The sequence below is a fragment of the Vibrio jasicida 090810c genome (assembly GCF_002887615.1).
Taxonomy (GTDB): Bacteria; Pseudomonadota; Gammaproteobacteria; order Enterobacterales; family Vibrionaceae; genus Vibrio; species Vibrio jasicida.
In genome coordinates this window covers 3,019,849-3,031,295 of sequence record NZ_CP025792.1, presented here as the reverse complement: position 1 = coordinate 3,031,295, position 11,447 = coordinate 3,019,849, and the positions used below count along the sequence as shown (strand labels likewise).

Genomic DNA, 11,447 nt, shown 5'->3' with positions numbered 1-11,447 from the left:
TAGTTGTCGTTTTGTCGAGACCATTAAAATTTTTAATTTCAGCCATTTAGAACAGTTTCTTATCATTTTTCTACTTGTTTATCAGTGGCAATTCCGCTTGATGCCTCCCTATTTCCAAAACCTGTATTGGTATGTGATGAAGAAATCTCTGCTTTTGAGCCTGTTATTGCTTGGTGGTTGTTCTATTGCACCAGAAGAAACACCACCTTGTGCGTGCAATAACTACGTTCCTCCCTACGTAAAACCGCCAAGCGCATCGAACGAAGATAACATCAAACAGTTACTGGCTTACATTGCTCAAAAAGCCAAAGATCGTTGGGGTGAAGATGAGTTCGTTGAAGCTGGCAAACACCGTTACGTGAAGTACCTTGATGGTTACAACACCCGAGCACATATCGACTTCGAAACGGGTAAGATCTATGTTTCGACGATTTCCCAATATCAGCCAACAGAGAAGCTACAAAAAGCCATCGTTCAAACTCTGCTCATGCCTGCCGATCCAACTCATGCAGAATTGTTTAGTGACAAAGAAGCGGTTTTGCGTGGAAAACCCTTCTTGCTTGGCCAAGTGCTTGATCAAGATCGTAAACCAATAGAGTGGGAATGGCGTGCTAATCGTTATTCGGATTACCTGATCGAGAATAAGCTACAAAAGAAAGCCATCAAGCGCGGCAGTGCTTACTATATCGAAATCAATATGGTGAAAGATCACCTAGAGCAACGTGAGTATCAATATGCAGGCTTGATTCGCGATGCTGCTAAACGGTATGGGTTGCCAGAAGACCTGATCTTTGCCGTGATCAAAACCGAAAGTAGCTTTAACCCTTATGCAGTTTCCCATGCCGGTGCTTACGGCTTGATGCAAGTGATTCCCAAAACAGCGGGGGCAGATGTGTTTAATTTGGTGAAAAACAAACCGGGTATTCCAACCAAAGAGTACTTGTTCGATCCTGCCAATAACATTGATACAGGCGCGGCGTACTTTTACATCTTGAAGAACCGTTATCTTCGCGATGTGAAACACCCTACCTCTAAGCATTTTAGTATGATTTCAGCCTATAACGGCGGTACTGGCGGCGTGCTTTCAACATTCGATAGTGACCGAAAACGCGCGATGAATGAGCTTAACAGCCTTAACCCGACTCAGGTTTATGATGCGTTAACCACTCAACATCCAAAAGGGGAAGCAAGACGCTACTTGCAAAAGGTGCTGTATTTCCAGAAAGACTTTAGCGAAGGGAATATCTAATTTTATCTAGCCACAAAACGAAAAACGCCGCTTAGTTCCACGGAGGGATAGAACTAAGCGGCCATGTAATTACACGAGAGACACCTATGGGTCTTAAACGTCAATTGGCTAGTTGATCACTCGTGTGCATACGAGCAATAACACCTACAGAGTAGCGGAGTCCGCCTCTTCTAGCACGCTCAAATCCCACTGTAGAATTCAACGTTTTTCACATTCTTAACAATTGCCTTACTAATTGTGGGTCATTTGCGGAAGCAAGCTCAAATAAAAAGGGCTCACACCATTGGTTGAGCCCTTCTTTTAGCGAGTCTGTACTGAGACTATCCGGGATGGCCATCCACTCTTGATTTCATCAACATCATGCCAAATCGCCATACGAACATACCGAAAGCCAGGATCCACAAGCCACCACTAATATCGATCCAAAGTAACATGTTCGCTGGATCTAATATCACACCGAGACTTCTCACCAAGGCTGCTAAAAAGATCGCGACGAAGGCGACGCTCATATTCGGACCGTTGTAAATCATACGACCAGTGTGCCCCATGGTCACTCGAGAAATCATTGCTAAGATCAAGCCTCCTAATGCTCCGATAGCAAACAGGTGAATCAAGTTATGATTAGCAAACACATTATCCCAACTACCACGTAGAATCAGACTCAAAGGCAAGCACAAGTAAGCTGCATGTAAAGACCACACCAACGGCTCACTTAATGTTAGCCAAGGCTTCCAGCGCAGGAATCGAACCAACTGCGCCACACCGGCAAACAACATAAGTGGCTGACCAAGTTCCGCAAACGTCACAGGGAAGAAACTCAATACGAACAACATGACCAAAGGTAGGTTTGCTAACCAATCTAACCACATTAGCGGTTGAGCCTTTTCGAAGTTAAAGCGACGGGCTGTGAAAAATGGAATCACTCGTCCGCCCATGACAGAAAGCAGCAGAGTGAACCACCAAAGCATCGCTTGCCATACTGCAGACGAGGTAAATGGCGGCATGCCTTTCACCGTTGCGTAACTGGCAAAGTTAGCAAAGATGGCGAGCAAGAATAACGGCACAAAGAATAGATTACGCCAGCCTTTCGCGCGGTAAACACGAATGCCCACTTCGTACGCTACAAACAGCAAAAACAGCGCTTCAATGCTGCTGGTTAACCAAAGCGGTGCTGGTGTCCAAAGCAGTATTCTCGGTGCAAGCCACAGTGTAAATACCGCTAACAAGGTGTAGTGTTTCGTGCCGTTAATGCCCGTCCAGTTCTGCACTGCAGTCAGCACAAAGCCCACCACTATTGCCATTGAAAAACCAAATAACATTTCATGAACGTGCCACCACAACGCCGGAACACTCAACGCGCTTGGCTGTCCGGTTTGGAACATCCATACCCATACCGCAATTGCGACAACAGCATAAATAGAGCCAAACATGAAAAACGGTCTAAACCCTAATCGCAGCCATGCAGGGATTTTCTCTTCCACTTTTTTATCGGTGATATTCAGCATTGTGATGCCCTTAAGTACACATTTGATACCGTTCAAAAATTCTACGCGATCGATATTAACACAAACATGCATAAAAAATACATGTTATAAAATCAAACTATCCTTTCGAGGTAAAACCTGTGCTTCATGCGTTGCTTGGTTGGTAGTGTTTAGGTATAACGGATAACAGTGATTTCGTCGAAGTAAGGGAAGCAATCGAGATGTATATATTTGGCTACGGCAGTTTAATCAATACCGCCTCGCGCAAGTTAACGGGTCAAACGGGAGAAGCCATCCCAGTCATCGCTCATGGTCTGGTGCGCTATTGGGGCAAAGTTGACGACAGCTATATCTTGTCACCCTTGGTTGTGAATGAAGGCGAAGGGCAAGTCAATGGCGTACTGCTTGAAGTCGACGATCAAGCGCTAGCGGAGTTTGACCGACGCGAACGTGGCTACCATCGCATTCAAATCCGTCCTGCTCAGATTGAAACAGAGGCCACTTTTAACTCTGAGCACAGCATTTGGGTTTATGTGAAAAACGATCCGTTACCACCCTGCTCGCTCAGTCCCATCATGCAAAGCTATGTTGATACGGTGCTCGCTGGATGCTTGGAAGTCTCCCATGCCTTTGCTGAGCACTTCGTTCGCCATACCGTTGGTTGGCATCATGCTAAAGAAAACGACCGCCACCAGCCAAAATACGGCAACTTAGCGGGCGTACAAGATCATCATTATGAGTTGATTGATAACCTAATTGCTCAACACTCTTAAGAACAGAATAAAAAACAGCGCTCTATCAGCGCTGTTTTTTTATTTGAGCAAGCTTAAGGATACTAAACGATTCTCACACCAGCAGGCATCGCGCGTTCAGGCGTCAGCAAAACACTTTCTGATTCATCATCGGTTTCGGCACAAAGCAACATGCACTCAGAGGTTTCACCACGCATCTTAGCTTTCGCAAGATTACACAGCACCACCACTTGTTTCCCCATCAACTCTTCTTCTGTGTAGTAAGGCACCAAGCTGGTGACGGTTTGCAGTGTTTTCTCACCGATGTCGATCTGCACGACGTAAAGCTTGTCAGCGTTCTCGTGACGAGCTACTTCGATGATTTTTCCGGTGCGAATTTCTAGCTTTGCGAAGTCTGAGTAAGCGATCGTTTCCATTGATTAAAACCCCAAGTAAAATTTTACTAAAACAAACTCTACATTATCAGTTAGTACTTTAAATACAAGAGGTGAAGATCGCATTTTGATGAGCAAAGATCGTGCTGATTACAATCACCCTTTACCAAATCTCACTCAACTTCGGCCACCCCCACGCCGTGATCTCTACACCTTTGAATATGTCTTGAAAGCTAAGTGTTTGTCGGTGGTGAAGCATAGAGCTGACCACACCTTCATAGATCAGCACAGAGCCAAGTTGCTCTAACTTAGTGAGGTAATCTTCCGGAGCGCTAAACTGTCGAATTTGGTTGATCTCAGCCACCACCCAGTCGCTGACATCAGATCCGATCGTGGCGTGCAAAATGGGATCGCTGAGGAAAAACAGTAAAGCCGAGACTTGTCGGTTGTCATCCAAGTTAAAGCTGCTTAAGACAATCTCTTCACTAAAGCCCTCTCCAGACGCTTTTTCAATAAATGCTTCAAACGAATAAACGTTTACTTCAACCTTGATGCCATGTTCCATCAAGATTTGCTCAGCGGCTCTCGCACTGCGTTGAATACCAAGATGGGAATAACAGGCGATTCGGATTGAACTCGGTAGCGCTACTTCATCGCTTCTCAGGTATTTGACGTTGTGCCAGAAGGGGAAAAAGTTATGTGCGATCTCAGCCCCAAAGGTGGTTTCGTTGCGTTCCAACTGCTGCCAAATGTTCTCACCACTCAAGGCATCACTCAGCCAACGTCGCTGAGCGTGTGATAAGTTAGGATGATTGTGATTGAAAATCATAAACAAGCATCCTTCTTCCACGCGATCTTTCGATGCTGTGTGTTTGGCATCGATGATGCGCTCATCCACTTCTTCATCTGGAGAGTTGGTGATGACCTTTTTCGAGTACTGCTCTGTCTTAGGTAAATCGTGGAGGTAGTTGGAAGCCTTTGCACCTTCCTTCTTTTCACTGTTTAACGACCAGATGGTGACTTTATCAGTGAGGGAGCGAAATCCGTGGAAGCGCTCATTCGCCACCAAGGTAAGCTTATTGTTCGTGTGCGATTCCAGAGAGAAAATGCCACAGCCGATGCTGTCGGAGGATAGGTTATTGAGTTGCTCGACAGGCTGTAAAGAGTATTTCAGATCACTCAATAATGCAGCGAAGCCTCTGTCTGGACGAGCAAGTTGAACGGCAAATCGATAAGGCGACTCAACGGAAACCGCTTCAAGGTGATCGAGTTCATTTTGATAATATGGAAGCTGCTGCCAATGATTTAGTAGCTTCACCATCAACTCTGCATCCACTTTACCGCCATGATGAAAGCAAACGGACGGGCGAAGATAAAACGTCCAAGTTCGCCACTCTTCATCGGCTTGCCAATGATGCGCAATATTTCCGACTAACTCACCTTCAGGTGTCATGGAAACCAAGCAAGCGTGAATTTGACGAATTAAGAAACGTTCGCTGTTTCGTTGCGGTGTGATTGGATTGAGCGTAGCAAAAGAGCGGTTATAGGTGAGCTGTACACTTACTTTGCCTTCTGTCACTTGGGCACCGGAAGTCTGCTTAAGTAATTGCTCAAACACCACTTGGTCGAAGTCAAGAAACTCAAGTGCTCGGTCGTATTTGCTCTCTTTGATCCACTCCAGAGCAATAGAGCGCTTTACCTCTGTACGCTCGATGTTACGAATTAAGGTCGAACGTTGGTTACGCCCCACTCTGGGTATCCAAGCGATCCAGTTGAGCGCATTCATCTGCTTGAGAATGGCTCGGGCGTGCCTTGGGCTGGTGAACATCTTGTCTGCAATCTCGGCAAGCGTCACCGCGTATTCCTCTCGCAGCTCAAAGCTCTCTACACGTTCGTAGTAGCGAAAAAGATTAATACTCTCCAAAACAGGCACTCCAAAACTAAGTTTATGTTCCTTATATTAGCGTTTAATGCCTTCATTCAAGTAAAAAGGTCTAAAAACTTAGTTATCAGGAACAAGAAAAACAAAATTCACTCTGTTTTTTCATGCCTTATTTTCGCCCAAAATACTCTTAGATTCTGACGCAGTCCTAAGGTTGAGCGATCGAAAGAGTGCCCTTCAATTGGTTAAGGCCCTCTATTTTTTAGCTCAGCACACCACTTATAAAGCTTTAGCGATAGCAACCAGTTTTTATGTTTATGCTCCAACCCCCGCAAACCATAATCACGATGCTATCGCTAATCTCCCCGCTTCCCACAGTTTATTCATGACTGCGCCACTCAAGATTTTTATCTAACAAGTTGGAGTATTTTTATGTTTGCTAACTTTTTTGCCAACCTTTCTAAGGTCGGTAAGGCGCTCATGTTGCCTATAGCCTCAATGCCCGCGGCAGGTATCCTTTTGGGTATTGGCTCGGCGCAATTTGGGTTCATTCCACCCGTAGTTTCTGAGTTGATGGCAGAAGCGGGTGGCGCAGTATTTGGTAACCTGCCGCTTATCTTTGCGCTTGGCGTTGCTATCTCATTTACCAACAATGATGGTGTTGGTGCGGTTGCGGCAGGTATTGGTTATTACGTATTAGTCGCGACGCTAAAAGTCATGGCTGGCGTGCTGGGCGTGGACCATATCGACACAGGTGTGCTCGGCGGCATCATCTCAGGTGCAGTTGGTGCGTATATGTTTAACCGCTTCTACACCATCAAGATGCCAGCTTACTTGGCCTTCTTCGCGGGTAAACGATTTGTCCCGATCGTCACATCATTTTCTATGCTGTTTTTGGGTATTGCGATTGCCTTTATTTGGCAACCAATTGGCTCCGGTATTGATTGGTTTGGCACATGGGCAACCGAGCAAAACCCATTGGTGGCATTCTGGGCTTACGGCACCGCGGAACGTGCTCTGATCCCATTTGGTCTGCACCATGTGATTAACGTAATTATTCAGCTTCAAGCCGGCGAGTTTGTGAACGCTGCTGGTCAAGAATTCCACGGAGAGATCCCTCGCTTCTTCGCTGGCGACCCAAATGCGGGCAACCTAGCGGGTGGCTACTTATTCAAGATGTTTGGTCTTCCTGCGGCGGCAATTGCGATTGGCCGTGCAGCAAAACCAGAGAACCGCACCAAAGTTATGGGCATCATGATCTCAGCTGCGCTAACGTCGTTCCTAACTGGTATCACTGAACCTATCGAGTTTGCGTTCTTGTTCATCTCGCCTGTGCTTTACGTGATTCACGCGATCATTGCGGGTCTGGCTTACCCACTGTGTATCATGCTGGGCGTTAAACATGGCTACAGCTTTAGTGCAGGTCTTATCGACTACGTGACCTTCTTTGGTATTTCGACTAAAGGTTGGATGATCATCCCATTAGGTTTGGCATACGCAGCGCTGTACTACGTTGTGTTCACTTGGTTCATTAAGACGTTCGATCTGAAAACACCAGGGCGTGAAGATCAAGGCAGCAGCAAAGCCGTCAATGACACCAGTTCAGAGTTTGCCAGTGAGTTGGTTAGCGCGTTTGGCGGAAAACAAAACATCTTAAGCACCGATGCTTGTATCACTCGATTGCGCATCCAAGTCGCAGAGCAAGACAAAGTCGACGAAGCCAAACTGAAAGCACTTGGTGCAGCAGGTGTGGTGCGAGTTGGTACAGGCGTACAAGCTATCTTTGGCGGCAACAGCGATGTGTACAAAACCCAAATGGTTGATTGGATGAACAACAACTAGCTTTCTGAGCGCCATTTTCTGTGGCCTGTAAAGAGAAATAGAAACGACAAATCGCGGTCGCATCAATGACCGCGATTTTTTGTTTTCATACTACTAATCAACGCCCTAGCTAAGATAACGTTTACACATCACATATATTCAATAAATTCATAGAGTAAGACCAAATTCATCGCAATATAAAAATGGTGTTGATTGCACTTATTACACAATGGGTGTTTAATACTCCAATTAACGTTATTTAGCCCACGAAAGGTCCCTCATGGCAACAATCAAGGATGTCGCGAAAGAAGCCGGCGTATCGGTCGCGACCGTCTCTCGCGTGATCAATAAATCACCGAAAGCGAGCCAATCTTCTATCGACGCAGTGACGCAAGCAATGAGCAAACTGGGCTACCGTCCAAACGCAGCGGCGCGTGCACTCGTCAGCCAAAGTACCAACACCATGGGCGTGCTTGTGGGTGATGTCTCAGACCCGTTCTTCGGAACACTGGTGAAATCGGTAGATAACGTGGCGCGTGAAAACGGCAAACACATTCTGATTGGTAATGGCTACCACAACCCAGAAGACGAACGCCAAGCGCTAGAACTTCTGATCAACAGCCGTTGTGAAGCCATTGTGATTCACTCTAAGGGTTTATCAGATGAAGAACTGATCGGCTACGCCAAAGAAGTCAAAGGTATGGTGTTGATCAATCGCCATATCCCAGAATTGGCAGAGCGTTGCATCTCTCTTGATAACCGCAAGGGCGCGTACTTAGCGACGGAATATCTGATTCGTCATGGTCATACCAAGATCGCTTGTATCGCCTCATCCCATGACATCGAAGATACCGACGAACGTTTACAAGGTTACCAAGCGGCACTGAAAGATCACGATATCGAGCTATCAAAAAGCTATGTCGAATATGGTGAACCAAACAGTGACGGCGGCGAAACAGCCATGACCAATCTGCTGACCAAATCACTCGCAATCACTGGCGTGGTAGCGTACAACGACTACATGGCAGCAGGTGCGCTGGCAGCGTTAGACCAAAACGGCATCGACGTACCAGAAAAAGTGTCCATGGTTGGCTTCGACGATGGCTTAATTGCTCGCTTCGTCAATCCAAGTTTGACCACGATTCGTTACCCAATCGAAATGATGGCAGAGCGTGCCGCGCGTTTGGCATTAGCATTATCGCGTGATGAACAAGTGGAAGATGACACCATCATCTTTAGCCCGACTTTAGTGCGCCGTAACTCGGTGGATCGCCTTTAGCTCTAATCTCTAAAAGACATACACAAGAAAGCCCGCTCAATCCGATTAAGCGGGCTTTTTCATTTCAAAGGTTTATTAGCTTAATGCTTCACTTGTCTTAGTCTGAGTCACTTCAACCCCATCAGCAAATTCACCACGTTGCAGTTTCTCACGCAGGATTGCATGCTGGTCTTCTGTGAAGGTATAACGAGACATAATAAAAATACGAACCAAAGCTCCTAGAGCAGGCAGTAAAGCTATACAGAAAAACATGCCATTTAGCGCTGTTTCAGTCTGCTCCGCATTCGGTACATAGCCAATCATCGTTAGGATGATGCCTGTTAAACCACCAGCGACTGCTACGGAGAGTTTGCCTGTGAAAGTCTGCCCTGAAAACGTAATAGCGGCTGTACGCTTTCCACTGTGGTAGTAAGAATACTCTACCGTATCTGCAATCATTGCCGAGATCAGCGGGTTCGTCATCATGAATATCCCCGTAATAACAGCTAACCAAATCATAACGGCCATTGGGTTATCGTAACCGGTAAGATAAAAGCCAACACGAGCGATGATCTCAAGCACACATAAAACGATGAATATGTCGCGCTTTTTGAATCTCTTCGTTAGTACTGGCGTGGCTAAACAAGCGATCGCACTCACCAAGGTAATCGTACCAATCAAAGAAACCAAGCCTGCATCACCCATGTTGTAGGTAAAGAAGAAAATGTACAGGCCATTTACTAGGTTAAAAAACACATTCATAAAGAAAGCGGCAAGAATAAAGAATAACGGCTTGTTCTTACGTACCGCTTGGAAAGTCTGTTTAAGCGTGACCTTCTCACAGCTCGCAGTGGATATACGTTCTTTAGTGTTGAAAAAGCCGTTCAACATGAACAACAGACCCGCAATCATCAACACTGCCACTGCAGGTAGGTAACCCTGATCTGCACGGCCGTCGGCAAAATAAGCACTCAGTTTAGGGAAAATAACTAACGTCGCACCAATACCCGCATTTACACCAAGCATTGCGCAAGTTGCTGCTTTAGCACGCTCTTGCGGCTCGTCTGTCATAACAGAAGACATTGACCAGAAAGGCACATCTGAAATGGTGTAAAGCGTTCCCCAAAGAATGTAAGTGATACCGGCGTACATCACCTTTGTAGAGGTATCAGCATCAATGTTGTAGAAAGAAGCGATCGTCACCAAGACGATAAGAAATGGTGTAAACAACATGTACGGGCGGAACTTACCAAATCGAGATTCAAGCGTGTCCATATAGCCCGCGATCAAAGGATCGTTCACTGCATCCCAAACTCGGGCAATTAAGAATATCGTACTCGCCGCTATCGGTGATATGCCTAAGATATCGGTATAAAAGTAAAGAATAAAAGAGCCGACTAGACCAAAGCTAAAGCACTGGCCTACTCCGTAGCCGAAGTAAGACATCAGCTCCTTATTGGTTAATCTGTTTTGTAGAGTAGTCATAGTTCACGTCTCAATTGAGTTAATTATAGATTGGCTGCCGACCTAAATCTCAAGGTCGGCTCACAGGCAATTAATCCACTTCTGCGAGTGTTTTGATTAACTGCACTTCACTTGGGTCATATGGCTGTCCTTGCTCATCAAGCAGATCGTGGAACCATCGACTTGCGTAGTCGGTATCGTTACGTTTAATTTCTGGCCAAGGTAAATGAGTTTGAGTCTTGCCCTTCACTAACCCCCACTGGTAACAACCAATGGTTTTCTGTTTGAAAATAGGTAGTTGTTCATGCAGATGAGATTCAGCATGACGTGCTAACCATTCAGTGCACATCATTGGGCGGTTATAAGCTTCCACAATTTCGACAGCTTTATGGAAGAGATCGATGGGAAGATAAGCGTGGAACGTGATGATATCTGACAGCTCTAAAGCTTTGCGATCAGTAGGGTGTTCGAAGATCGGTAGGCTTCGATCTAGAATGCTAGGAGCGTGCCATGCTCCCACTGTTAGAGGCTGCGATGGGTTTTCATCTCGCGCCCATTCAAACGCCTGTACCATCAGTTCATGACTGAACACTTCCATTTCTTCGTCATATGCAAACTCACCTTCATTGGTGAAAATCATGCGGTTGGTCGGTTCGTTATACAGGTCCCAAATAACAATACGAGGGTCATTCTTGTAAGTTGAAATAATGTCTCGAATATAGGTTTCAACCTCTCCCCATAGTGTTTTATCCATTACGACATTACGGCCTGGGCTTGCGGCTGCTTGGCTATTGTGCAAATCCGGAACGGGTGCTTTTTGCTCACCAAGATAAGGATGATCGCCAGAAAAACCGCAATCATCCATCGGTGTCATCATCACCTTAATTTGGTTACGTTCACAAATATCTAGAAAGCGCTCAATACGCTCATGCAAACCTTGGCGATCCGCCTGCCAAACAATGAAAGGTAAGTTAGTACGTAATGTGTTGTAGCCAACTTCTCTCGCCCACGCTAACTCCTGCTCCATAACTTCAGGAGAGAACGATTCGGCTTGCCACATCTCATTCCAGTTAACCGCGGTTCTTGGCAAATAGTTAAAGCCACGCAGCCATCCATGTTCTTTTTGCCACTGCCATGCTTTCTCTTCTGACCATCTTGTCATC

General features: G+C 45.9%; 9 protein-coding genes. 4 read left to right on the top strand and 5 right to left on the bottom strand.

The window, feature by feature from the left end:
- The first annotated feature begins 136 nt into the window (after nucleotides 1-136).
- Entirely contained in the window at nucleotides 137-1,249 is a 1,113-nt protein-coding gene (gene mltC / locus C1S73_RS14480) for a membrane-bound lytic murein transglycosylase MltC (protein ID WP_038865989.1), read from the top strand.
- 320 nt (nucleotides 1,250-1,569) lie between these two features.
- Here the strand turns inward: mltC and C1S73_RS14475 are convergent, their stop codons facing one another.
- On the bottom strand, nucleotides 1,570-2,754 hold the full coding sequence (locus tag C1S73_RS14475; RefSeq protein ID WP_038866060.1) for an NnrS family protein: 1,185 nt from the start codon (nucleotides 2,752-2,754) through the stop codon (nucleotides 1,570-1,572).
- A gap of 200 nt (nucleotides 2,755-2,954) precedes the next feature.
- Here C1S73_RS14475 and C1S73_RS14470 point away from each other — a divergent pair, with 200 nt between their 5' ends.
- Nucleotides 2,955-3,506, top strand: coding sequence for a gamma-glutamylcyclotransferase family protein (locus C1S73_RS14470; protein WP_038865988.1), 552 nt, complete (start codon nucleotides 2,955-2,957; stop codon nucleotides 3,504-3,506).
- A gap of 62 nt (nucleotides 3,507-3,568) precedes the next feature.
- Here C1S73_RS14470 and C1S73_RS14465 read toward each other — a convergent pair whose 3' ends face one another.
- Both C1S73_RS14465 and C1S73_RS14460 read right to left on the bottom strand, forming a co-directional pair.
- The gene (locus tag C1S73_RS14465; protein ID WP_038865986.1) at nucleotides 3,569-3,901 is read right to left on the bottom strand and encodes a tRNA-binding protein; all 333 of its coding nucleotides are present in this window, start codon (nucleotides 3,899-3,901) and stop codon (nucleotides 3,569-3,571) included.
- 121 nt (nucleotides 3,902-4,022) lie between these two features.
- On the bottom strand, nucleotides 4,023-5,792 hold the full coding sequence (locus tag C1S73_RS14460) for an SgrR family transcriptional regulator (protein WP_038865983.1): 1,770 nt from the start codon (nucleotides 5,790-5,792) through the stop codon (nucleotides 4,023-4,025).
- A gap of 381 nt (nucleotides 5,793-6,173) precedes the next feature.
- On the opposite strand from C1S73_RS14460, the gene ptsG reads away from it, so the two are divergent.
- Together ptsG and C1S73_RS14450 are read left to right on the top strand one after the other, a co-directional pair.
- Nucleotides 6,174-7,583: a PTS glucose transporter subunit IIBC gene (ptsG, locus tag C1S73_RS14455; RefSeq protein ID WP_038865982.1), complete on the top strand. Its 1,410-nt coding sequence runs from the start codon at nucleotides 6,174-6,176 to the stop codon at nucleotides 7,581-7,583.
- 259 nt (nucleotides 7,584-7,842) lie between these two features.
- Entirely contained in the window at nucleotides 7,843-8,841 is a 999-nt protein-coding gene (locus C1S73_RS14450) for a substrate-binding domain-containing protein (protein WP_005427398.1), read from the top strand.
- 75 nt (nucleotides 8,842-8,916) lie between these two features.
- On the opposite strand, the gene C1S73_RS14445 is transcribed toward C1S73_RS14450, so the two are convergent.
- Together C1S73_RS14445 and C1S73_RS14440 are read right to left on the bottom strand one after the other, a co-directional pair.
- Nucleotides 8,917-10,305, bottom strand: a complete 1,389-nt coding sequence (locus C1S73_RS14445; protein ID WP_102778955.1) for an MFS transporter — start codon at nucleotides 10,303-10,305, stop codon at nucleotides 8,917-8,919.
- A 70-nt stretch (nucleotides 10,306-10,375) separates the two neighbouring features.
- Entirely contained in the window at nucleotides 10,376-11,446 is a 1,071-nt protein-coding gene (locus C1S73_RS14440; RefSeq protein WP_038865978.1) for a cellulase family glycosylhydrolase, read from the bottom strand.
- Between the last annotated feature and the right edge of the window lies 1 nt (nucleotide 11,447).